We start from the raw sequence: 23,357 nt of genomic DNA, 5'->3' as shown, positions 1-23,357 counted from the left end.
ACTCTTGACTCCAGCGTGACCGGCTCCAACCCGCACACCGATCCTTCGGACAAGCCACAACCCGGACCCACCACACAGGCTAACCCCCACACCCCGAGAAGGTCTTGACCTAAAGGGGTGCCATTTCAGGATGTCCTGCGGCAGTCGATCTTCCGCGCTACCGACCCACCAGCGGCATGTGCGGATGAGGCTCGCTGACACCGCTTCATCGTTGTTTCGGCGGTGGTACTGGGTGGTCTCTTGCTGCTGAGCTAACGTCCGGCGAGCTCGGCGACGACCGGAGCGAACCTGTCGGCGACGTCGGCGCCGAAGACGAAATAGGAGAAGCCGATCTCCTCCCGGCGGCGCTGGATTTCCTCGGCGGCGGCGGCCGGATCATCTGGAAGTGTGGTCAGGGCGTCGGCCGCGCGAACTGCGGCAGTGTCGGTGTCGGGGGGTGCCATGTGCGGCGCGACCGAGTCGCCGATAACCGGCACGGCGAGCGCGAGCTCGATATTCGGGACGGCGCGGAAATCCTGTGCCAGCCGGGCTGTTTCGGCCCGAGATTGATACAGCAGCGGGAAGGTGACCGTGTCCGCGACCTCGGCCGCCAACGCCCGGGCCTTCGGACCGGATACGGCCATCGCCACTGGCGTGTAACGGTCGGGTCCGTCGAAATCTCTCAGCCTCTTGACGGTTTCACGCACCCGTGCCAGCCGCTCGTTCGGCGGTACGCCGGGCATCCCCTTGTCGCGGAGTTCGTCGTCGATTCCCGGCCTGCCGGTGCCGATGCCCATCTCGAAGCGACCGTCGGTCAGTAGTGACAGCGAGTGCGCTTCCCACGCTGTCAGCCAGGGCGGGCGAAACGGAGAGGCGTAGACCCACGCGCCCACGCGCAGGTCGGTCATGGTCGCGACCGTGGCCAGCATGGGGCCGGGTGCCGGTTGCGTCAGCGGGAAGTCAGGCACCAGTAGGGTCGAGTAACCGCTGTCGGCGATGCGGCGCACGCGATCTCGCCACGTCGGCAGGTCTGTCGTGAGCGGGGCAACGACCCCGAATCGAAACGGTCTCGTCATGTCCGGGCTCCCATCGTTCGGTCTCTCCAGACGTGTTGACGACGGATCTACCCGAAAATCATCGGCGCGGCCGAGACCATCTACCCGCTCCTGGGAACGCCCTGGACTCGGCAGTTGCGGACGTTCGCGTGATCAACTGGCGGGCAACAGCAACAGATCGTCAGAACGCCCCCGCAGCGGCATGAGCGCGCACTTGTGTCGAGCGAAGTCAGGGGGGCGGTGTACCAAACTGCTTGATGTAGAACGCCTACGTTCTCGGATAGCCTGGAATCTTCGGAGGATCTCACCTACGTGAAGCCTCCCCTGATGGTTGAGGTCGCTGGAGCAAGGCGTTATCACGATGGCAGCAACCTAGGGACTGACCGATTAGCTGGGAGGAAGGGTTGTCGGGACTTCCGCGCCTGCAGCCGCCTCAGGCCGGCGGCGTCTCTTCGGTATCCGCTGATCGAGCCAGCTGAGCCAGGTCTCGGCGGCCCGGAAAAGAAGCTCTGCAAGCCAATCGGCGATCACGGTCTTATTGTTCCAGGCAACTGCGCAGACGCGCATCCGCTGCCCCCGCCCGACTCGTCAGCGGCGGTCGGGCGATTCTTCTGATCGGTCATGCCACGAAATGCCGCGATACCCCCGCTCCTCGGCATTTCCTACGTTGCTGAGGCCGAGATGCTCTCTGCGCGACGGTCTTCCGGTACGCCGCGCGGCCGTCCCAGACCGCACGGAACGCGGCGTTACAGTTCACGGTGCTGACCGTAGCCAGTGCGCCGCGTGGTCTGGGAATATCCCTGCGACTGACGGGATGGAGGTTGGGTGAGGGTCAGCTTGGGAGCTGGTTGTAGAGTCGCACGATTTCATCGGCGGTGGCGTGGGCGGCGTTGCAGCCGTTGAGGGCCTTGATCGTGATGACCTCGCCGCCCTGGTAAGGGTCCTTCCGGTTGGTGCTGACGGGGTCATTGGGCTGCGGAGGAATCAAGACAGAGATCGAACAGGCATCGGGATAGCTGTGGAGTCTCGCGGGGTGGGGATTCTCGAAGGCCCGCAGCCCGCCGATCTCGATTTCCTTCAGAACGGGGTGGGAGACATGCGGCCCGTCGGGCCCGGGTTCGAGCTCAACATAACTGTCCTTCGGCCCGAAAGGCGTGCCGAATATGCCCACCCTGTACCCGATATGTTGAGCGGTCGAGGGGGCGTCGTTGTCGAGAACGAAGGAGCAGTTCCACGCATCCATTCCCAAGGACGGAGCTGTCTTGTTCAATCGTCCAGGTCCATCCGGATACTCGCTTTCGAGCACGGGGTGGTGCCCCTGCCCGATCTTGCCGAGCACAGCGCAGGGATCCAGAGTGGCAAGCCGGGAGTTCACATGTGCGCGGTGAGAAGCCGCTCGCAGTGGACCTTCGGGCCAGTGCTGGACAGCCGCTTGGGCGATACCCTGCGCCACCGGGCACATATCGGTCTTGAACACCCCGTCGATGTTCACCATGAACTCCAGCCGCGGGTCGAGAGCCGCGACCACCGAGCACCCTCCGAGACTGTCGTCCGCCGGCGGTCTGGGCGTGACATCGACCTTGCCGAGCATTGAGGTCCCGGACCGCCCCAGCCGCGGGAGCATGGCGACGTTCAACCAATTCTGGTGACCTAGCGGGGAGGTGAAGTCCACCTGGCACACGTCGAAATTGCCAAGCGGACCGATGTAGTCCGGTGTTCCGATCTGCTGTAACACGGCGTCGTCGAGATAGCCGCAGGGGTCCAGCCGACGGAGGGTGTCGAGATAGGCGATCGTCTCCTGAGCCTGGGCCGACAGGAACTTCGGATACACGGGTCGCTGCGCCGTCTGCGTGGACGCACACGACGACGCGACGACCGCACCCGCCAGCAGCATCGCGGCAGCGACAATCACTTTCCTCACGGCGACGGATACTACAACCGATTCGCCGCATTCGTCCGGATCAGATCGTCACGAATCCATCATCGACCTGGTCACATCGAATCTCAGGACGAACCAGTCGACAATCCTCTCTGCCAGAGATCCGCGGCCACTCCGACACACGCAGTTTGCTATGCGAGGTATCAAATCGAGACTCTCATGGAACCATGAGCGCGCATCCACTTGTCATGTGCCTGAGGCCATGTAGGCGGCAAGGATGTAGTTGGGGTGCCGGTCGAGGTTGGTGCGTGCGCGGTCGTGGCGCATCGTGGTACGAGGGTTAGCGTGGCGGGCGGCGATTTGGACGTCGGGCAGGTCGACGTCGGCGTCGAGCATGGTGGTGACGAACGTGTGCCGCAGCATGTGCGGGTGCATCCGCGGCTACCCCCGCGCGGTCATTAACCTCGCCCTCCAAGCGCTCGTCGCCGCGTTCGCCGACAGCAAAGCCATCATCGACGAATCCGCCACCCGCACAGCCGTTGCCGAGGTCACGGCAGAGTGAACACCCCGACACCCCGAACACCACCACCCCGCCGGAACCCCGCCCGGCGGGGTCATTTCATGCCCGATCATCCTCACCCCCAACGCCGCCGACATGCTCATCCTCAGCGCCGGTCAACACCCCTGGGGCTGACTTTCGCAGCGGCAGTCAGTCTCTCCGCGGCGAGACCGGCTCACCCAAGAGCGGTCCTATTTCGTGAAGGTGAAGGACTGCTCCATCGGTGTAAACCATCTGTCCGACGTAGCCGATGTGAACGCCACTTCCGATACGTTCGGGTCACGCGGTGCGATTTCGATGATCGCGAAGCACAGGTTGTTGTGTCTCGAGACCAGCACTCGCACGGCGAGTTCGTCGCGATCGCTGGCCCCATCTGCCGGACCCAATTCTCCCCACCCAAAAACACGGTCGACACCCTCCCGCGGACGCGGTTCCCGTCACCGGCCAGGTTGTCCTCTATCAGGCGGTTGGCAAGGCCTTCGAGGGAATCGCCGCACTGCTCGCCGTACGCGACAACAAGCGAGCACTGATCGACCTCTGACTTCGGCCATGACCTGGTCTCATCCAATCGAGCGCCGATCAGACCCCAGGTCCCCACGTAGTTGAGCTTGAAGCCCCAGTCTTCAGTCGAGGTTCCCACGGTGCCCTTGAATATGTCATCGCCGCAATCCGGTTTCGCAGCAGGGGTTCCGATTCCGCACGCCGTTAGGGGGTCAGCGCGAGCGCGGCGACAGCCAGCAGGGTAGATGCACGCATCGAAATAAGTTCCTCTCCGGGAAGGTCCGCTCGTGCAGACCGGTCAAACGTCAAGCGTCGCTAGGCGACAGAGGCGGTACCTCACCGCTTTCGCCCGCAGAGAGCTGTTCACTCGCCTGGCAGGATGATGACGCGGGCGGGTCCTGTGACGTCGGCGACCGTTGGGCGGACGCCGGTGAGTTGGCACAGCAACTCGATGTCGTCGAGGGAGCTGTCGTCGTCCTCGTCGAACGCCTCCGGGTCGTCGATGCCCATCGCGGCCAGGGCTTCCTCGGTCATCCACGGCTCGGCACCCCATGCCCTGCTCGGCTGGCCGTCGGCGAAGTCCGCCAGCGTATCTCCGTCCTGGCAGATCAGGAAATTCCGTTCGGCTTCGATGCTGCGGGACGACGTGACTGTGAACGTGCCGCGCGACAGATCTTGGCAGCTGACCCGCCACCAGCCGTTGTCCGCCACCAGCAGGGTGTGCGGGGCGAGGCTGAATGCGGCGACGACCAGGCTGTCGTAGTCGATGTTCTCCTCGCGGGCTCGCCGCACAAGTTCAGCCCATGTCGCGGTGGCGATCTGATTGTCGTCGGCCCCCAAGCGGCGCAGGGCCTCGTCCGGATCCAGGTTGTGTATCACGGTGAGGCAGTAGACGCCGTCGCTGTCTCTCAAGCCGGTTTCCATCCAGGGATGCGGATTGTTGTGTTCCCCGGCTTGCTCATCCTCGCCGGGGGCGGCCGAGACCTCGGCTGTGGGCGGTGCGACGTGGCCGACATCGCTGGCGACGGTGGATCCCGCCGGACTGTCAGCGTCGCTGAGCCAGTACGAACTGCCCCAGCTGGTGAAGATGACCGAGCCGGTCGACTCATCCCCGCTGGTGGTGTTGCGACCATATTCCCAGCGCACGTCGTCATCGGGGCCGACCAGTACGAGTTTCGCGTCTTCGCGGTCGCTCCATGGGAAATGCCAGGTCAACCAGGTGTCCGGCTGGTCGAGCGACAGAGCCTCGCCCGGCTCGATAAAGCAGTAGACCGTGTTCGGGTTCGGACCGGCGTGCAACAGGGACTCACCGTCAGCGCAGCGGAGCAAGATGAATTTTCCGTTGGCCGAGGTCAGGACGCGGTTCCCCTGGATCTCTGCCACCGGTGCTCGGTCGCCCAGTGACACCGGCACCACCGGGCCGTGCAGCAGGCTGTGTGAAGGCCTCCCGACTTCAGAGATTATTCCGTCCCCGTCGTTGGTGACATGGAATGATGACCAGCCGAGTTCGGGCAGGTCAGCACGCCAGACAACCTCGTTACCCTGGTAGACGGCGAACATTCCCTCGTGTCCCACGCGGAGGGTACCCGCAGCGCCCGCCCGCCAACTGACCGTGCCGTCGCGATCAGCTATCACCGCATGGCCATCGGCGTCGTAGCGCAGAACCCATTCACCCGAGGGTGATGACACTGGTTTGATCAATTTCTCGCAATGGCTTAGCTGCCGTCGCACCCCAACTATCCCTTCGGGCGAAAGTTTCCCACATCTACCGGTAACACCTGACGTCATCTGCTGCTCGGTGGCAGGCAGCGCCGCGAGGACCCCGTACGGAAGACTGTACGGTTTTGTGCTGCGTTCAGCCGGTTGAATCGTCACGAATCAGTCATCGGTTCATCACCGCTGCATGAGCACGTCCGCCGCTGAGGTGCCGTCTGGCAGCCGAGAACCGGATACGGCTCAGCGCCTTGCGCATTGCGATCGCGAGCCGGATCGGCCCAACACACTGAACTCGGCATGAGCGTGCGTTGGGAAGCCCTGTCGGACAACCAATCTGGGCGATGGACCAACGCGCGACCAGCGGCATTACCGTGCGTTGCCGAGTACCGATACCTCTCGATGCCAGCCCCGATTTTCGGGTTGCACCAGCGCGCATGGAGCCCATCGTCGCTCTGGGCCGCCCGGCTTTCGTTCGCTCCCGAAGCTACCGGCCCGCACAGTCGAAATGTCGTTCGGCAACCCATTCGGGGCACCGCGGAGCGGGGACTGATTCACGGGTGGGAGTGTTCAGTGGGCTCCGCTGAGGTTGAGGACGACGACGCCGATCACGATAAGGGCGATGGCGAAGATCTTTGCGGGGGTGAGGGGTTGGTGGAGGAACAGGGTGCCGATGGCGACGATGAGAGCGGTGCCGAGACCGGCCCAGATGGCGTAGGCGGTGCCGACGGCGAGTCCGTAGCGGAGGGATCGGGACAGGGTGAGGAAGGCCACGCCGTAGGCGGCCAGGCAGGCGAGGGTGGGCCATAGGCGGGTGAAGCCGTCGGTGGCTTTCATCAGGCTGGTGCCCAGGACTTCGAAGGCGATCGCGGCGCCGAGGTAGAGGTAGGCGGTCGTCATCGGGGCTGCCTTTCGCCGGTGCCGAGGGTGTGAACGACTGGGCAGTCCCCGGTGGCGGGGAGGGCGGGGCCAAGGTGGTCGATGTCGTATCCGTCGGGATAGCTACGCCGCCAGGGGAAATCGAACAGGCCGACACCCTCCGCCGAGCCCGGCCATCGGCGCAGCGCCGCCGCGCGGGTACGCAGGACCGCGGTGACGGCCGCGCGGGTGGCGCGGCCGGGTTCGGGCAGGGCCAGTGCTCGGCGGATGTGGTCGGGGGTGAGTGCGTCGACGACGGCGCGGGAGATTCGCAATGGCAGGCGCGGCAACAGGTCTGCGGCCATGCGGTCGCGGTTGGCCAGGGCGACCCGATGGCCGCCGTCGCTGTAACCGACGAAGCGTGCCTCGTAGCTGTCGAGGTAGTCGGCCATGTCCTCATACGAGCCGGGAATGTCCTTGATGGCCATGTGCTCGCCGAGTTGCCGGTAGTACAGGTACAGGGCGGTGCGTTCGGTCTGCGACATCGGGCGCCAGCCGTGGGCGTCGACGAATCGGGCCGCGACCACCACAAAGGTGGCCAGCACGTAGCGGAAATCCTCCTGCGAGATCGAGTACGGGGCATGGGCCCGGTTGATCCGCCGCACGGCCCGTCGCCCGCGATCGGAGGCGATGCCGTGCGCGAGGACCTCCGTAAGCAGCAGCGCGGTGTCGTCGGCCCTCTTCTCCGGGCGCTGCACGAATTCACCGGTGCGGCCCAGCAGAGCTCCGATGGTGGGGACGGCGAAGGTGTGGATCTGCGCCAGCTCCGACCCGATCGCGATCTCGACCGGGAACTCGAACTGGGCATCGAGCCGGTGAATCAGTTCGAAGTCGCGTTCGGGGGTCAGGCGTTCGATGATGCGCAGTCGGTCGTATCGGCCCATGCCGCTCTCCTTCCGAGAAACTACGACACTTGTTCAACTAGTTATCCGATATACTACGACAAGTGTTCAAATAGTTGGCAAGAGGAGGGAGCAGTGACCTCCGACGCACACACGACCGGTGAGGCCACCGACGGACACGGCATCACCGAGGAGAAGACGGCGTCGAAACAGACACGGCCGGACGGCCGTAAAGCCCGCGGGCAGCACCGCCGCAAGCAGCTGGTGGACGCGGCGTTGCGGGTGGCCGCGCGCGACGGGGTCGCCGCGATCACCCACCGGGCCGTGGCCGCCGAAGCCGGTGTCGCCGCGACCGCCGGGACCTATTACTTCCCGACCGTGGACGATCTGCTGTCCGCAGTGATCACCGCCGGCGTGCAGCGATTCACCACCGATCTCACCGCCCGGCTCGGGCAGGCCCCCACGGTGCGGACGTTCGTCGACTACCTCGACGACATCCTGCGCCACGACCGGCCACGGTTGATCACCGAATACGAGCTCTACCTGCTCGCCGCGCGCCGCCCCGAACTGCGCCCGGCCCTGCGCCCGTGGACCGAAGCGATGCGGACCATCCTCGCCCGATGGACCACCGACCCCATCGCCCTGACCGCCACCATCGCCGTCCTGGACGGACTGTTCTTGCAATCGGTCACTGCCACACCCCCGTCCACCGACACCGTCGAAGCCGTCCTGCTGGGCACCCTCGCGATCACCCAATCCGCCACACAATGAACGCACGGCCCGTCGGTGCCGCACGCCGAGCACGCACGCGCCTTCGCCCATCAACCCGCGCGATCGCCGATCACAGACCCGGCGGCGGGTGATACGCGCAATTCGGCAATAGCGGATGTTCCGATGTCCGGGCTCATTGACCCCGATGTCTATGGCAATTGGTGGTCAGTGGTGGGTGTGGTGGGTCGTGACGGTTGTGGTGACCAGGTGTAGCCGCCGTTGGCCGGGGTCGGTGAGCGTCGGCAGGAGCAGGGTTGGCATGCCGATATCGACGGCGGGGCCGTCGTGGGAGGTCTGTCACCGACCATGAGGGTGTGTTCGGGTTCGATGCCGAGACGGGCCAGGGCGAGCTGGAAGATCGTGGGGTCGGGTTCTGGACGCCGTGCTCGTAGGACAGGACGAACGTGTCGATCAGATCGAGCAGTCCGGCAGCGGCGAAGGCGCTGCGTGTGCCTCCCGGAACGCGGCAATATGGTGTGTCCGAGTCGATCACTACCCGAGGGCGGATCGGTCGTCGGTGAAAGAGGACGAACCGTCAGGAATTGAGGTAGGCGAGTACTGCCAATACTCGGCGGTGTCCGTTGCCGGTGGCGGGTAGGTCGAGTTTGGTGAAGATGCTGCCGATATGTTTGGCGACGGCGCCCTCGGTGACGACCAGGAGGGCCGCGATGGTGGCGTTGTCGTGGCCCTCGGCCATCAGTGCCAGTACCTCGCGCTCCCGGGGAGTCAACGCATGCAAGGGATCTCGGGCCTTGCGGTGGACCAGCAGTTGGGAGATCACCTCCGGGTCCATGGCGGTGCCACCGGTGGCCACCCGGTGCAGCGCGTCGAGGAATTGGTCGACCTTCCCGACCCGCTCCTTGAGCAGGTAGCCGACGCCGCCCGCGCCGTCGGCGAGCAGTTCGGCGGCATAGCTGCCCTCTACATACGACGACAGCACCAACACCGGCAGGCCCGGATACAGTGTCCGCGCTTGCACGGCGGCACGCAGACCGTCATCGGTGAAGGTCGGTGGCAACCGGATGTCCACGACCACGGCATCGGGCCGCTCGGCCGTCACCGCGGCGAGGAAGTCCGGCGCGTTGTCGGTCGCCGCCGCCACCTCGATGCCGGCGGTGTCGAGTAGCAACACCATCCCCTCGCGCAGCAGCGCGTCGTCCTCGGCGATCACGACCCGCATGGCAGCTCCACCCGCACTACGGTAGGCCCACCGGCCGCGCTGGTGAGTGTCATCTCGCCGTCGAAGGCCTCGACGCGCCGCCGGATTCCGGCCAGCCCGCCCTCCGGGTGTTCGCACGCGCCGCCGATACCGTTGTCGCGGATGACGATCGACAGTGCGTGGTTGGTGCCGGTGATGGAGAGTGAAATGTGATCAGCGGCCGAGTGTTTGGTCGCGTTGGCAAGTGTCTCGGCGATCACGAAGTAGACTGCTGCCTCCACTGCCGCGGGCCGTCGGCCGACGTTGTTCAGATCGATCGTGCAGGGAATCGGGCAGCGCGCGGCCAAGGCGGACACCGCACCCTCCAGACCACGATCCGACAGCACGGGTGGGTAAATGCTGCGCACCACCTGACGGAGTTCGGTCAGCGCCGTGGTCGCGGTGTCCTGTCCCGTACGGATCAGATCGCGCGACGCCTGTGGGTCGCGATCGTGCAGTTGATCGGCGATACCCAATTGCATGATGACCGCCGCAAGTCGCGCTTGCGTGCCGTCGTGCAGATCCCGCTCGATGCGGCGCAGTTCGGCGGCGTGGGCATCCAATGCGGCCGCCCGAGTCGCGCTGAGTTCGGCGACTCGATCGGCCAGCCGCGCACCCCTGGTGGGCGTCAGTAGCCATCTCGCCATCAGCGCCTGCAGTCGGGCCAACCGCGGGAGTTGCAATGCCAAAACGCCCACGGGAATTGCGATGAGCGCATTCAAGACGGCTCGGGACCATGAGTTCACTGCGAACCCGTGGTCTGAGATGGACCAGGCCGGAATATGCTGCCACAGCAGCGAAGTCACCAGCTTATACACCGCATCGATCGGCAGTCCGACAGCCAGCGCCGCCGCGACCGGACCGGTCGCGGCGTGCAGGATGAGCCAGCTGATGTCGCGGAAGCTCGCCGGGTCGGTCAGCACGGTCACGACCCGGCGCCCCAGCGATCCCGTCAACGGCCTATACGGCTCGACGATCGACTCCCCCAATTCCCGCCCGGCCCGGCGTCGCTCGAATCCGGCCAGCCATCTGATCAGCCGCATCACCTCGGTCACGGCCGGCACACCCACCCCGATCAGACATAACGCCCCCTCGACCGCCAATCCGCACACCACCAGAATCGCCAGCATCGAGGTGGCACCACCGATGAGCAGATACCGGATAGCGGGCCACAGCGCAGATACTCTGCGTCGCACGGGAATCGACAGTCGTCGGAAATAGGTCATCGGCGAGAATTCTCGGTCGGCAGGAGATCCGGACTAGCGGCTGTGCCGACCCACCGGCTGGACCAGGCGCGATACGTTCAGGCGGCCGGTGGCCGCCAGCACCGCCACCACCGTACCCATCACGATCCAACCGGTCCAGCTGGTCATGCCGACCTGAAGGGGATCGATAGGCGTGTCCGGATCGGACAGGAGGAAGGTCAGGCTGGTCGAGGCTCCGCTGGCGGTCGAGTGGGCCAGCACCGCGGGCCAGACCGAGTCCGAGCGCATTCGCAGCCATGCGAAAATCGGCAATATCAGGGCGGTGGTTACGAGGAACGCGCCGATCGACGTCATCAGGGAGTGGCCCGGATACTGACCGCCCATGGCGAGGGTGGGCAGGTGCCACAGCGCGAAGATCACGGCGGTGAGTATCAGCGCTCTCGCCGAGCCGAGGGGGGCCAGTCGGGGAAGTAGGTACCCCTGCCAGCCGAGTTCCTCGCCGAAGAACATCGGCAGCCAGATGATCAGGTAGATCAGCTGCACACCAGCCCACGCGGCGAGATTCGCGGGCGTCAGGCGTGCGAGGTCCGGATAGTAGGTCCCGACGAGTGTGGCGATACCCAACGACGCGAGCTCGAGCAGCAGAGGCACGGCCAGCGCGAACAGGCCATCGCGGATGAACCGAACGATCGGGCACGGCCAGGCCAGCCCGATGGCAACGCGGATACTTTCCGGGCGATGAACCCATCGCAGCACGATCAACCCGGCCACGGCGGGGGTCAGCATGGTTACCGCGATGGAGACTTGGATGAACAGTGTCATATCCGCGGTCGCCTGCGTCCGATGAAAACCGCTGAGCAACAACGGAAGCAGGGCCAACCACGCCCCCGCATACGCGAGAAGAACGAACAGGCCAACGGCGCGCCAAACCACCCTGGGCCGGGCCGCCGCACTCTTCGATAGATCGGTCGTCATACCGATCGACGCTAGGATTTCGCGGGCATCGACACGATGACGCAGACTGCCGAACCAGTACTCCAGCCAGCTCCACCATGACTCCCAAGGCACCACGCCGGAGCTGACACCCGTCGTGCACGCGCGCTCGTCGGCACCAGAAGACGTTCAGTGCGTCGCGGTCGATTCGATTGCTGATCAGTACAGCAAGTTCGCGCCGAAGTCCGGGATCTGTCCCTCGCTGACCTGCTGACGCCAGGTATCCAACCTGCCGTCGTGCAATTCCCAGAACTTCCGGCACGATTCGAAGTAGTCCAGGACGACTTGCCGCCTATCCTTTTCGAGCAGGTCCTTGGCCAGGCTCATGTTCGGGCCGAAGGTATCCAACTGCGGAGAGCCCGGGGTCTTGCCCGCCTCGAACAAGGAACGCTCGGCGTCTTCGAACCTGCCCTCTTGGACCGCGACGCGCCCGAGGACCATGTTGGCGTCGTGGATGGCGTTGCCGTAGTTCCAATCCCCTTGGTACTTCGGCGCCAGCGCCAGCAGCTCCCGTGCGAAGTTCCGGGCATCCTCGGTCCGTCCGGCGTTGAAGCTGTCCTTGGCCAGCCCGGGCAGATCGTAGAATCGTTTGTCCTGCGCGGTCGATGCATCCGGTTCGTGCTGCGTCACACCCGGGGGCTGTGCTGCGGCGACGCCGGGTTGCACCGACAGGGTCGCGATGGCTACCGCTCCCGCAGCCAACGCCGCCGCCGACAGCCGCCGTACGGTCCTGTTCTGCTTTGTCACTACTGCCTCACTTGCTCGCATATAGGTTTCGGTCCAACCCCCATACAGCCGGTTCCCGCCGAGGCAGGGTAGGGCGTCGGAGAGTGTGAAGGTCATCGAGGAGATCTTGATGGGAGACAACGGAATCCGCAAGGTATTCCCAAGTGGAATCGAAGCCGAGGGCCGAGGATCCCGCACCGGTAGCTGCAACAGCGCGTCACTCCCGACCAGGCCGCCGTCACAGCGGCGGACGCGAAGGCACCGCGCCAGGGCATCGAGGTCGTCGTCGGCCCAAACCTCTTCGGCATCTCCGTGCGTTGGATCGCGTTGCCAGCCAGCCAATCTGAATGAATGACCAGCGCGATTACAGGATATTCGTGTCGAGGTTGGGTGTGGGTTCGTTCGGGTGGGCGAGGCGATGGGTGAAGGTGCCGTGGAAGCCCCAGGGGATGTGGTGGTTGAGCCAGGCTGTAGCCAGTGGTCCGCGTTCGAGGTCGCGGGCGTCGAGAATCAGTAGTTGGGAGCGGTTTTCGGTTAGTTCGTGGTTGAGGGCCAGGAGCCAGCCGTCGTCCTCGGCGGCGTCGCGGGCGCGCGGCACGAACAAGGGTTCACCGACCGAGCTCGCGCCCAGATCGCAACTGGTCACGTTGCCGGTGTGGTGGTCGACCTTGACCACGGCGTTGAACAGCCCGGCCGGGCCGCCCGCGCCGGCGAGGTAGCTGTAGCGGTGTTCACGGCTGCCTCGGCGCCAGTCGTATTGCGGGAACTCGCCGGATCGGTCGGTGAGTTCGCGTTCGATCACGGTGCCGTTCTTGGTGATTCGGTACTGCATCAGCCGGGAATCAGGGAACTGCGGTGTTCCGAGGTCGGCCCGGTTGACCAGACCGGTCATGTGCCGGACCTCCTCCCATTCGGTGTCGAGCCGGACCAGTTCGACCACCACGTCGTCGCCGTCGTCGTAGGCGTTGGTGAGATGCAGATGCAGCAGAGCGTCGTGTTCGACGACGCGCGGGCGGCCCCCGGCCTTGGGTACCAGCAGGAACCGGGTGCCCTTGGCGCGCTTGAATTCCAGCGAGTCGACGAACGATGTCGTGGCCAACGCGAGTTTGAGAATGTTGGGCAGGATCGGGTCGAGCACGAACACCAGATACCGCCCGGTCAGGGCGAAATCGTGATTCCACGGCACATCCAGCATGGGCACCGACGCCACGGAGTGCAACTGTCCCGAACGGTCGACCCGATAGGTGCGGATACGCGGGGTGGGCAGCACGTCCAGCCCGAAGTTGTACATGTCGCCGGTGACCGGGTCCCATTTCGGGTGCGCGGAGAACGCGCCGAGGAACCCCAGCCGACCGTCGAAATCGGTGGGTCCCAGGGTATCGAGGGTGTCGGGGTCGATGCGGTACGGACTGCCCAGTTCCCACAATGCGAGCAGCCCGCCGTCGTAGTTGACGATGTTGGTGTTGGCCACGTTCTCCGGTAACCGCCCGATATTGGCCAGCGGGCCACCCGGGATCTGGTCTCCCACACCGCGATAACGGATCCGGTCCGACTTTTGTCCGTGCGTGAAGTGGCGGGTGCGCACATAGCGGTTGCGGTACCGCACGCTCGTGCCGTCGAGTACGAACTGCGAGATCATGCCGTCGCCGTCGAACACGTTGTGCAGCAACGACCTTCCGACCTGATGCTTACCCGGCCCGATGCGGTACAGCGTGCCGCGCAGGTCCTCGGGCAGTCGGCCCTCGATCTGCTCGACGTGGTAGTCGAGTTCGTCGAGCAGGGGTGCTGTGACCTGATGGTAGGCCGTGGCATGGGTGCGGGTCATCGCGGATTCTCCCTTGAATCGCTATTCTGACGACGGGTGTCATCTGATGACGTATGTCCGCAAATGTAGGAGTGCGCTTAGAGTGTTGTCAATGACGAACTCGGCCATCCGCAGCTACGGCGGTGTCAGCGCCCCCGAGCGCCGCGCCGAGCGCCGTGCCCGGCTTCTGGCCGCGGCCCGCACGATCTGGGGAGAATCCGGTATCACCGCGGTCACCGTCCGTGGGGTCTGCAAGGCGGCCGGGCTCACCGACCGCTACTTCTACGAGCATTTCGCCAACCGCGAGGAGTTGCTGCTCGCCGTCGCCGACGAGGTCCGCGACCACATGCTGTCGGTCATGGTCACCGCCGGCCTGGCCACCGACGGCCCGGCCGAGCAGAAACTCCGTGCCGCGCTGCGAGCCTTTCTCGAGACGATCGCCGCCGACGGTCACATCCATCGGATCGTGTCCACCACCGACCCCGGTGACCTCCCGGCACTGACCCAGCGCCGACACGATGTGCTCACCATGATCGCCGACCTCGTCGTCGACCACGCACCCGCAGCGCTGGGTGTCACCGCCGAACCGGACTGGCTGCGCCGCGCCGCCCTGTTCATCACCGGCGGCGTCAACCAGCTCATCGAAGGATGGCTCCGCAACACCATCGATATGACCGCCCCCGAACTGGCCGCCGAATGCGCCCGCATGTGCCTCAGCGTCATCGAGAACACCCGGCCATAACCGCAACATCAACTACAGCCCGGTCGAATCTGGCTGTTACGAACGCTCGTCGGCATGACCGGACATTGGAACGAGACGGCAAGCCTGCGCAGCTATCCAATGGCGATCAGCTCACGCGTGGCGGTGGTCTGTATCTGCTGCGGTTTCTTTGGCCGGCGCTGGGCTTGCTTCGGGAAATGCTGGCGCAGAAGGTCATTCGTGTCCACGTTTGCGCGGCACCGGAGTCGGGCCGCTGCGAGAACCGATGATGAGTGCTCCCTTCCCATTGGCGATCCGACCGCACCAACCGGGTATCAGCGCGACGCCGGGGTCGACTCGGCGAGCGGCGGGTGCGTAGCCGTTTGGTCGAGCGGGTTTCACTAGAGCAGCCGAGTGACTGAACGGGCGAACGTCCCGGACGGGTCGTCGGATGTGGTGTCGGGCAGGTGATCTGACACCGATGGGTAGCAGGTTTTCGGAAGCGGTCGGATGTCGGTCGAGGGAGGATCGGGCGTACCAGGAGAAAGGGGAAATATGAGAATCGTGGTGCTGGCCGCGGCCGGGGTGCTGTTTCTGGGGATGGGGATGTATGCCCTGGCCGCGCCTGCCGGGTTGGCGCGGCCCTTCGGGTTCTCGGTCTCCAGCGCGGTGGGTCGCGCCGAGATTCGCGCGGTGTATGGCGGATTCGGGGTGGCGGTGGCGATGGTGTTGGGGTGGGCGGCCGCGGGCGATGATGCATTGCGTGCCGGGGCCGCGCTGACCGTGGGTGTGGCGCTGGCGGGAATGGCGGTAGGGCGGGTGGTGTCGCGCATTCTCGATACCGCCACGCCGTTCTATCCGATCTGGTTCTACTGTCTGGTCGAGGCTTTCGGTGCCGCGGCCGTCATCGCGGTGGCCTGACCATGACGGGACGGATCGCGACGGCGCAGCGCCGCAGTGTGTGGCTGTGGGCCGGACAGGCGGCGTATCTGGGGCCGTCGTTTCATCTGGCGGCCCACTCGACTCCGGTGCACTGTCTGGTCGTCGGTGTCGACGCGCCATTCACCGTCTCGATCCCCGCGGGCGCTTCGTGGCGGCGACGCAGCGCATTGATCCCGGCGCGCACGTTGCACAAGATCGACGCCGGGGCGGGGCGCATGCTGTTCTACTACTTCGATCCCCAATCCCGGCACATCACGGACGTCCGCGCCGCGATGACGGAGAGTACGGCGACGCTTCCGGCCGAACACCGCCACGAGGCGAACCTGCTCGACCACCTACACGCCAGGGACACACCCGATCCGGGCGAACTTCGCCGCCTGGTGTTGGGTGGCGGTGAACGGAAACCGATCGATCAGCGAATCGCCAGCGCCATGGAACTGATCCGCTCCGATCCCGCTCAGGATCTCCACGCGGGCACCCTGGCCGCCGCGGTCGGTCTGTCCACGTCTCGGTTTCTGCACCTGTTCTCGAGTCAGGCCGGGACCAGTTTCCGGCGCTACCGGCTGTGGGCGCGGCTGCTGTCGGTCGGCGCCTCAGTCGCCGACGGTCACGACCTCACCGCCGCGGCGGTCACCGCTGGTTTCGCGTCCGCCAGCCACTTCAGCGACACCTTCCGCGCGATGTTCGGTTTGACTGCCACCACCGTGCTGTCGCAGGGGACCGAAATCAATACCATCGCCGCACCCTGAAACGGGTCAGCCGGGGAGGGCGAGTTCGTCGGCGGTGTGAATGAATTCGGGTAGGCGGGTCGGGTTCGATAGGAGGCCAGCCAAGGCGAACTCGGCGATATCGGCCGGGTTCACCGCGGTTTGCGGGACCGCGAGGACGTCGAACAGCGCCATGACCAGGCGTGCGGCCGCGGTCGTGTCGATGCGGCGGATGTCGCCCTCGCGGCGGCCGGCGGCGACCAGGTCGGCGATCACCTGCTCGAGTCGATGTACCAGCTGCTGCTCCTCGGTGAAGCGGTCCTGCCACAGTTCGGGGGTGGTCAGGATGGAGGCCAGCAGGTACGGCGAATCGTGCAGATGCCGCAGCGATTCGGTCAGCCAGCGGTGCAGTTTCACCACCGCGGGCGCGGATACCGCGCGCAGCTCCTCGGCCAGTGCGAGCGGTCGGTCCACGGCCGAACGCACCAGCGCGATGAGGATGTCATCCTTGGCGGCGAAGTGCTTGTAGATCGCGGGCTGCTGCACGCCGACCCGGGTGGCGATATCGCGCGTGGAGGTGCCGGAGTAGCCCTGCACAGCGAACAACTCCGCTGCCGTGGTCAGGATGCGTACCGAGGTGGGTTGGACATCCCAGTCCGACGAGTGCGACATACCGTGCAGATTATCGATCTACTCCAGGAGCGCGTGCGCGAGGTTGCGATAAAACGCCAGCATGCCGGGAGCTTCCTTCGGGCTCAGGTGTCCGCGGTCGCCGAAACGAGAACCCACCCCGCGCTGCACCGCCTCCAATCCCAGGCGGTCCTCGTCGTTGATCATCGCCGTCACCGCCTGCTGCGTGCGGGCCGTGGTCTCCGGGATCTCGGCCTGGTCGGGTGTGGTGAGCACACCGCCAACGACCTGAACCCGATCGATGGTCAGCGGCAGGAAGCTCAGCCACACGACCTGGTCGCCCATCGCGATGAAGGCACCGGACGGGAAGCCCATCAGCAGCATGCCGTGGGCTTTCTGGACCTCGTTGAGCGACAACGATTCCGCCACGGCGGGTACGGTCAGTGGGATGCGCAGATGCATCACCCACGACGAATAGGGCTGCACGTACACCTCCGCACCGCCGGGCATGAACGGTTCCAGCGTCTGCCGATGCAGACCGAGAACGTGATAGTTCTCGTGCCCGTTCTCCATCACCAGCTTCCAGTTGGCCTTCCACACCAGCGACCACGAGTCGACCTGGACCATCTCGCCGAGGCGATAGTTGGCGAATTCATCGGCGGTCAGGTCGAGGTGGGTGGAGATGGGTTCGGCCCCGGCATCGAGATTGACCCAGACAAAGCCGTTCCACACCTCCACCGCGAATTCGGGCAACCGGCAGTCGCGGGCTTCGAAGTCCTTGTTGCCGTTCATATATGGCGCACCCCGTAACCGCCCATCGAGGCCGTACTTCCACAGGTGATACTGGCAGGTGAAGGCCTCGGCATGTCCCGCGCCGGGCTCGACCAGCGGCATCAGCCGATGTCGGCAGATCGGGGACAACGCACGCACCTCGTCGTCGGTGCCGCGCACGACGACGACCGGCTCCCCCGCGATTTCCACGGAGACGTAATCCCCGGGTTCGCGCAGCTGATCGGCGTGCGCGACCAGAAACCAGGAGCGGGAGAAGATCCGCTCCCGTTCCAGTTCCCACAGCTGCGGTGAGGTGTAGGCGGTCGGCGGCAACGACAGCGCCGGGGGTGCGTCGCCGAGGTACTCGCGCAGGCTCGCGAGCAGGGTGTCGAGGCGCGGTTCGGTAGCGGTGGGCATCGGATCCTCCTGATCGAGTTATCACTTGATAACCTCTTCCAGGTTATCAAGTGATAACCACTCGTCAAGAGGCGATTCGGGACGGATTCAGCGACAGCGGGTTTCGGCCGGGGGCACCGTCCCCGCGCGCAGATAGTCCCCCACGACGCGATCGACGCACTCGTTCACGCCCCCGAACGCGCCGTGTCCGACGCCGTCGTAGCTCAGCACCACCCCCGACCCCAGCGCCCGGCCCAATTCCACGACCCAGTCGTAGCGCGCCTGCGGATCCCCGAGATTGGCGATGAGCAGGATCGGCGGCGCCGTCGGCGCGGCGATCGGCGCCCGTCCGACAGCGCGCACCGGCCAGTGCGCGCATTCGATCAGCCGCAGCGCGGTGAATTCACCGAATCGCGGTGCGGCCCGGGCGAATTCCGGTAGCAGCGCCCGCACCTGCTCGGCGGTGCGCGCATCGGGATAGTCGGCGCAGTTCACCGCGGTATTGGCCGCGGTGAAATTGGACAGCGTGCCATCGGCACGCCGACCGCTGAAGATATCGCCGTAGCCGATGAGCTCGGTGCCGTCGCCCGCATACGCCTGTGCCACCGCCTCGATGAGCCCCGGCCAGGTCTCCGGCGCGGCCAGGCCGATGGTGAACGCGGTGGTGGCCGCCGCCCGGGACAGCGGCTCGGGGCGCGCGGTCGGCAGCGGCCGGGCATCCAGACCGGCCAGGAAGGCGTCGAACCGCGCGAACGCGTCGGCCCGGTCCGCCCCGAGCGGGCAGTTGGCCCCAGCCAGGCAGTGATCGAGGAACTGCCCCAGCGCCATGTCCATCCCCTGCGCCTGCTCGAGCAGGCTGCGGCGATAGTCGCGCAGCGGAGAGCCCGGCGCGTCCAACACGATTCGCCCCACCCGATCCGGAAACAGCGTCGCATATGCCGCACCCAGCTGCCCGCCGTAGGACACCCCGATGAAGTTCAGCTTCGACTCCCCGAGCGCGGTGCGGATAGTCTCGAGGTCTCGGGCCGAATCGAACAGCCCGACATGCGAGAGCAGCCCCTTCGACTGCGCGGCACAGGATTCGGCGAACCGGCGAGCGGCCTCGTCGAGCCGCGCCCACTCGGCGTCGGTGCGCGGAAGCCGATCGGGGACGGCGACTTCCGAGCAGGTCACCGGGGTGCTGCGGCCGACCCCGCGCGGATCCCAGGACACCAGGTCGTACCGATCGAGCACCCCCGCATAGTGCTCGGCCGCCGCGGCGACATTCTCCACCCCCGACCCGCCCGGACCGCCCGGGTTGTAGACCAGCGAACCCAGCCGCTGCGCGGGATCGGCGCTGCGCGTACGGATCACGGCCAGTTCCACGCGCGCCCCACCGGGATCGCGGTGATCCAGCGGCGCGGTGAGGGTGGCGCACTCCCACTCCCGCGTCGACGGGCCGGGCGGCGCGCACGGAGCCCACCGCGGCCCGGCCTTCGGGAACTCGTTCGCACACGAAACACCGGACAGGATCGCGACGACCGCCAGCGCCGCACCGATTCGTCTCCAGGGCATATCCGGACTGTGCCAGTCCCGGCGCACCCGTGGATACCGCCCGGGCCGAATGTCATTCCACGAGCGGATGCCGCGACGCGCGGCGCTCCCCCGTGTGAGGGATGCGGGCCCGGCACCCGCCGAAACCGCGGCAACTCGCGACAACGCATGCGCGTGTCCGATGCGTCGACCTCTGGCCCGTTTCGGTCCGTTGCCACAACCTCGGCCAGGGATCACGACATGAGGCTGCACATCGAGGCGTTGCCCGGTCCGGCAGGATGACCGCATGCGAGATCACGAAGGTCAGCGGGCGGTGATGGACCCTATCGCCGACACCGCCTCCACCCACTTGACCCGGCTGGTGCTGAACTCGGCGCGCCGCGCCGGAGTCGCCGCTGATCAGCTCGCCACGGTAACCGGCACCGATCCGAAGTCGTTGGCGGGCGAGTCGAATCGGATTCCGCTGCGTTCACTGCTGCGGCTGTGGGAGTTGCTCGCCCATGCGCGACCGGGCCCCGGGACCGGGATCGCGGTCACGGCGGCCGCGCCGCTGGGGACCCTCACCACGTGGGACTACCTCGTCACCAACGGTCCGGTCCTGGCCGACGCGCTACGCGCGGCCCAGCCCTACCATCGGCTGGTGACCGCGGATGTCGAGGGTTTCGAGTTGCGTCACGACGGTGAGCTCATCGTCGAATTCCGAACCACGGCCGCAGATCCGGCGGTCGCGGCGGTGATCAACGAGTACGTGCTGGCCTACTATCTGCGCCGGGCCCGCGAAGCCACGGGGCGCCCGGTGGTTCCGGCTCTGGTGACCTTCGGTCACCCGGCGCCCGGCACCCACAAGGCCCTGACCGATGCCTTCGGCACCAATCGCATCGAATTCGACGCACCCCGCGACAGCATCACCTTCACCGCCGCCGATGCCGTCGCACCGATACCGCGCGCCGATCCGCTGCTGGCGGAGTTGCTGCGCAGTCATGCCGAACTCGTGCTCGCCACCGCGCGGCCGATTCCCGGGCCATTGGAGGCGTTTCGCACGGCCCTCGCCGCCGAACTCACCGCCGGATCACCCAGCCTGGGGTCGGTCGCCGCGCGGCTCGCGATCAGCCCCCGGACATTGCAGCGGCACCTGGCCGAGCACGGCACCACCTGGCGGGGTGAGCTCGATCGCCTCCGCCACGAACGCGTGAGGGAGCTGCTGGCGCAGGGCAATTCGACCATCGACGCCGTCGCTCGCCGGGTCGGGTTCGCCGACGATCGGGCGCTGCGCCGGGCGTACCGGCGCTGGACGGGCAACTCCCCCACCGCGGACCGGTAGCCGATGGCGCGTCGCGTCCGGTGCGTGGCGCCCGCGGCCCTGGGACGGGGTCGCCGAGCCTCATAACGTGATCGGCATCCGGATCGCACCGATCCGGATCGGCGATCTCGAAAGGCTCGATCATGTCGAACCCCACCACCCGCGAATTCCATTTGGCCGCGAGGCCTTCCGGGGCCCCGACCGCCCGGAACTTCGCACTCGTCGAACGCGCGCTTCCGGAGCTGGCCGACGGACAGATCCTGGTCCGCAACACCTGGATGTCGGTCGACCCGTACATGCGCGGGCGGATGGACGATCGACCCTCCTACATCCCCCCTTTTCAGCTGAACGAACCACTGGAGGGCGCCGCGGTGGGTAAGGTGATCGCATCCCGGTCCGAGCGAATTCCGGTCGGGGCCAGTGTCACTCATTTCCTGGGCTGGCGCGAACACGCCGTGCTCGACGCCGCCGCGGCGACTCCGGTCGACACCACGCTGGCCGCAGCCGAACACTACCTCGGCGCACTCGGCACCACCGGACTGACGGCATACGCCGCCCTGACCGAGGTGGCGCCGGTGCGGCCCGGCGACGTGGTATTCATCTCCGCGGCCGCCGGGGCGGTCGGCAGTGTGGCCGGACAGCTGGCGCGCAAATTCGGCGCGAGCCGGGTTATCGGCTCGGCGGGCGGGCCGGTCAAAACCGCTGCGCTGCTGGACAAGTTCGGTTTCGACGCGGCGCTGGATCATCGGGCCGGCGACCTCGCCGGTCAGCTGACAACCGCCGCACCCGATGGCATCGACGTGTACCTCGACAGCGTCGGCGGAGAGCATCTGCGGGTCGCCATCGACGCCATCCGCCCGCATGGGCGAATCGCCATGGTCGGCGCCATCGCGGAGTACAACGGGGACGCCCAAGCCGTCCCCAATCTCTTCCACGCCGCCAAACGCGAGGTCACGCTGCGTGGCATGCTCGTCAGCAGCTACTTCCCGAAATTCGCCGACTACATCGCTCAGGCCGCCCCCTGGCTGGCCGACGGTTCACTGCGCACCGAACACACCGTGTACACCGGCCTCGAGCAGGCACCGGCCGCATTTCTCGGCGTGCTGTCGGGCGCGAACGTGGGAAAGATGTTGGTGCAGTTGACATGAACCGATGAATAACCCCTATAACCGTAAAGGTTAAGGCGGACAGTCATTGTGGGCGGACTTCGGCGCAGTCACCATCGTTGTGCAGGTTCTTCCTTTTCACCCCACGATGGGAGATTGCCTTGTCCCGCAATGATTTTGCTCCGAAAAGACGTGCCCTGTTAGCGCTGGTGGTGTCCGTCGCGGCGCTTTTCGCCACCCCCACTCTGCCTGCCGTCGCCGCGCCTACCGCGGTCGAGTGGGACAAGCCGGGACCGCACCAGGTGCAGGTGCAGACCACGCAGGATCACACGCTGTACTTCCCGGCCAAGATGGATCGACATCCCGTGATCATCTGGGGCAATGGCTCGCTGACCCGGCCGTCGGCCTACGATGCGTTGCTGCGGCACTGGGCCAGCCACGGTTTCATCGTCGCCGCGGCGAATACCGTCTGGGCCACCAGCGGTGTGGAGATGCTCCAGGGCATCGACCTGCTCACCCGGCTCAACCAGCAGGCGGACAGCCCCTTCCACCAGAAGGTCGATCTGGCGCGAATCGGCGCCTCCGGCCACTCCCGGGGCGGTGGGGGCAGCCTGAATGCCGGTGCGGATCCTCGGGTCGACACCACCGCCCCGATCCAGCCGGGCCCGCTGCCCAACCCCACCACTCTGCGCGGTCCCACCTTCCTGCTCGCCGGGGCCAACGACACCATCGTCGAACCCGCCGGGGTCGAGCAGTTCTACGAGGGCGTCGATCACGTCATCGCCATCTACGGATCGCTCGCTGGCACAGGCCATTTCGCCCCACTCGGCGACGGCGACGGGTACCGGGGTCCGACCACGGCCTGGTTCGCCTTCCAGTTGCGGGATGACGAGCGAGCCAGGGGCGAGTTCTTCGGCCCCAACTGCGGAATATGTAAGAGCGAGGCCTGGAGCGAAGTTCAGCGCAACCGGCTGGCACAGCAGGTGCCCGGGCCGAGCGGCGACTAGGCCGTGTCTCGAAGTAGGTGTTGTGTCAGAGCCATTGGTCGATGGCGGCGACCTGGATGACGGCCAAGTAGCGGGTGGCGAGTTTCTCGTAGCGGGTGGCGACAGCACGGTGTTGTTTGAGG

Annotated in this window: 21 protein-coding genes and 2 pseudogenes; 8 read left to right on the top strand and 15 right to left on the bottom strand. The window is 66.2% G+C overall.

Features of this window, described 5'->3' with window-relative positions; all coding sequences use genetic code 11:
- Nucleotides 1-251 precede the first annotated feature (251 nt).
- The 3 genes from NDR87_RS36540 to NDR87_RS36530 all read right to left on the bottom strand — a co-directional run bounded on the left by NDR87_RS36540 (nt 252) and on the right by NDR87_RS36530 (nt 3,309).
- Complete coding sequence (locus NDR87_RS36540; RefSeq protein WP_286014484.1) at nt 252-1,055, bottom strand: LLM class flavin-dependent oxidoreductase; 804 nt, start codon at nt 1,053-1,055, stop codon at nt 252-254.
- 811 nt (nt 1,056-1,866) lie between these two features.
- Complete coding sequence (locus NDR87_RS36535; RefSeq protein WP_251918766.1) at nt 1,867-2,955, bottom strand: hypothetical protein; 1,089 nt, start codon at nt 2,953-2,955, stop codon at nt 1,867-1,869.
- A gap of 204 nt (nt 2,956-3,159) precedes the next feature.
- Entirely contained in the window at nt 3,160-3,309 is a 150-nt protein-coding gene (locus tag NDR87_RS36530; RefSeq protein WP_251918768.1) for a hypothetical protein, read from the bottom strand.
- A 40-nt stretch (nt 3,310-3,349) separates the two neighbouring features.
- Here NDR87_RS36530 and NDR87_RS36525 point away from each other — a divergent pair.
- Nucleotides 3,350-3,475: pseudogene (locus tag NDR87_RS36525) on the top strand (AAA family ATPase); the annotation flags it as partial.
- 861 nt (nt 3,476-4,336) lie between these two features.
- Here NDR87_RS36525 and NDR87_RS37825 read toward each other — a convergent pair.
- From NDR87_RS37825 to NDR87_RS36510, 3 genes are all read right to left on the bottom strand, one after another.
- A complete protein-coding gene (locus NDR87_RS37825; RefSeq protein ID WP_251918770.1) occupies nt 4,337-5,848 on the bottom strand; it encodes a DUF6461 domain-containing protein in 1,512 nt (503 codons plus the stop codon).
- 408 nt (nt 5,849-6,256) lie between these two features.
- Entirely contained in the window at nt 6,257-6,586 is a 330-nt protein-coding gene (locus NDR87_RS36515) for a multidrug efflux SMR transporter (protein WP_251918772.1), read from the bottom strand.
- Nucleotides 6,583-7,488, bottom strand: coding sequence for an oxygenase MpaB family protein (locus tag NDR87_RS36510; RefSeq protein ID WP_251918774.1), 906 nt, complete (start codon nt 7,486-7,488; stop codon nt 6,583-6,585). Before NDR87_RS36510 ends, NDR87_RS36515 begins: the two co-directional genes overlap by 4 nt.
- Before the next feature lie 93 nt (nt 7,489-7,581).
- Here NDR87_RS36510 and NDR87_RS36505 point away from each other — a divergent pair, with 93 nt between their 5' ends.
- Nucleotides 7,582-8,217, top strand: a complete 636-nt coding sequence (locus NDR87_RS36505; protein WP_251918776.1) for a TetR family transcriptional regulator — start codon at nt 7,582-7,584, stop codon at nt 8,215-8,217.
- A gap of 296 nt (nt 8,218-8,513) precedes the next feature.
- Here NDR87_RS36505 and NDR87_RS37990 read toward each other — a convergent pair.
- The 6 genes and pseudogenes from NDR87_RS37990 to NDR87_RS36480 form a co-directional block, all read right to left on the bottom strand.
- Nucleotides 8,514-8,687: pseudogene (locus NDR87_RS37990) on the bottom strand (HAD family hydrolase); the annotation flags it as partial.
- A 65-nt stretch (nt 8,688-8,752) separates the two neighbouring features.
- Nucleotides 8,753-9,397, bottom strand: a complete 645-nt coding sequence (locus tag NDR87_RS36500) for a response regulator transcription factor (protein WP_251918778.1) — start codon at nt 9,395-9,397, stop codon at nt 8,753-8,755.
- On the bottom strand, nt 9,385-10,641 hold the full coding sequence (locus NDR87_RS36495) for a sensor histidine kinase (RefSeq protein ID WP_251918780.1): 1,257 nt from the start codon (nt 10,639-10,641) through the stop codon (nt 9,385-9,387). The genes NDR87_RS36500 and NDR87_RS36495 overlap by 13 nt, the downstream gene beginning before the upstream one ends.
- A 33-nt stretch (nt 10,642-10,674) precedes the next feature.
- The gene (locus tag NDR87_RS36490; RefSeq protein ID WP_251918782.1) at nt 10,675-11,595 is read right to left on the bottom strand and encodes a CPBP family intramembrane glutamic endopeptidase; all 921 of its coding nucleotides are present in this window, start codon (nt 11,593-11,595) and stop codon (nt 10,675-10,677) included.
- Between the two features lie 177 nt (nt 11,596-11,772).
- Nucleotides 11,773-12,360 (bottom strand): hypothetical protein, encoded by a 588-nt coding sequence (locus tag NDR87_RS36485; protein ID WP_251918784.1) that lies wholly within the window; start codon nt 12,358-12,360, stop codon nt 11,773-11,775.
- 343 nt (nt 12,361-12,703) lie between these two features.
- Complete coding sequence (locus NDR87_RS36480; RefSeq protein WP_251918785.1) at nt 12,704-14,164, bottom strand: carotenoid oxygenase family protein; 1,461 nt, start codon at nt 14,162-14,164, stop codon at nt 12,704-12,706.
- A gap of 91 nt (nt 14,165-14,255) precedes the next feature.
- Here NDR87_RS36480 and NDR87_RS36475 point away from each other — a divergent pair, with 91 nt between their 5' ends.
- From NDR87_RS36475 to NDR87_RS36465, 3 genes are all read left to right on the top strand, one after another.
- On the top strand, nt 14,256-14,885 hold the full coding sequence (locus tag NDR87_RS36475; protein WP_251918787.1) for a TetR/AcrR family transcriptional regulator: 630 nt from the start codon (nt 14,256-14,258) through the stop codon (nt 14,883-14,885).
- A gap of 513 nt (nt 14,886-15,398) precedes the next feature.
- Nucleotides 15,399-15,764: a DUF4345 family protein gene (locus NDR87_RS36470; RefSeq protein WP_251918789.1), complete on the top strand. Its 366-nt coding sequence runs from the start codon at nt 15,399-15,401 to the stop codon at nt 15,762-15,764.
- A gap of 2 nt (nt 15,765-15,766) precedes the next feature.
- On the top strand, nt 15,767-16,534 hold the full coding sequence (locus NDR87_RS36465; protein WP_251918791.1) for an AraC family transcriptional regulator: 768 nt from the start codon (nt 15,767-15,769) through the stop codon (nt 16,532-16,534).
- Between the two features lie 6 nt (nt 16,535-16,540).
- Here the strand turns inward: NDR87_RS36465 and NDR87_RS36460 are convergent, their stop codons facing one another.
- The 3 genes from NDR87_RS36460 to NDR87_RS36450 all read right to left on the bottom strand — a co-directional run bounded on the left by NDR87_RS36460 (nt 16,541) and on the right by NDR87_RS36450 (nt 19,843).
- Nucleotides 16,541-17,164 (bottom strand): TetR/AcrR family transcriptional regulator, encoded by a 624-nt coding sequence (locus NDR87_RS36460; RefSeq protein WP_251918793.1) that lies wholly within the window; start codon nt 17,162-17,164, stop codon nt 16,541-16,543.
- Between the two features lie 18 nt (nt 17,165-17,182).
- On the bottom strand, nt 17,183-18,310 hold the full coding sequence (locus tag NDR87_RS36455; RefSeq protein WP_251918795.1) for an aromatic ring-hydroxylating dioxygenase subunit alpha: 1,128 nt from the start codon (nt 18,308-18,310) through the stop codon (nt 17,183-17,185).
- 87 nt (nt 18,311-18,397) lie between these two features.
- Entirely contained in the window at nt 18,398-19,843 is a 1,446-nt protein-coding gene (locus NDR87_RS36450) for an alpha/beta hydrolase (protein ID WP_251918797.1), read from the bottom strand.
- A gap of 265 nt (nt 19,844-20,108) precedes the next feature.
- Here NDR87_RS36450 and NDR87_RS36445 point away from each other — a divergent pair, with 265 nt between their 5' ends.
- From NDR87_RS36445 to NDR87_RS36435, 3 genes are all read left to right on the top strand, one after another.
- Nucleotides 20,109-21,143, top strand: coding sequence for an AraC family transcriptional regulator (locus NDR87_RS36445; RefSeq protein ID WP_251918798.1), 1,035 nt, complete (start codon nt 20,109-20,111; stop codon nt 21,141-21,143).
- 122 nt (nt 21,144-21,265) lie between these two features.
- Nucleotides 21,266-22,270, top strand: a complete 1,005-nt coding sequence (locus NDR87_RS36440; protein WP_251918800.1) for an NADP-dependent oxidoreductase — start codon at nt 21,266-21,268, stop codon at nt 22,268-22,270.
- A 167-nt stretch (nt 22,271-22,437) separates the two neighbouring features.
- Nucleotides 22,438-23,235: an acetylxylan esterase gene (locus NDR87_RS36435; RefSeq protein WP_251918802.1), complete on the top strand. Its 798-nt coding sequence runs from the start codon at nt 22,438-22,440 to the stop codon at nt 23,233-23,235.
- Nucleotides 23,236-23,357 lie beyond the last annotated feature (122 nt).

The organism is Nocardia sp. CDC159, from assembly GCF_023740735.1.
In the GTDB taxonomy this organism is placed as follows: Bacteria; Actinomycetota; Actinomycetes; order Mycobacteriales; family Mycobacteriaceae; genus Nocardia; species Nocardia pulmonis.
This window is presented reverse-complemented; position numbering and strand designations above follow the sequence as displayed.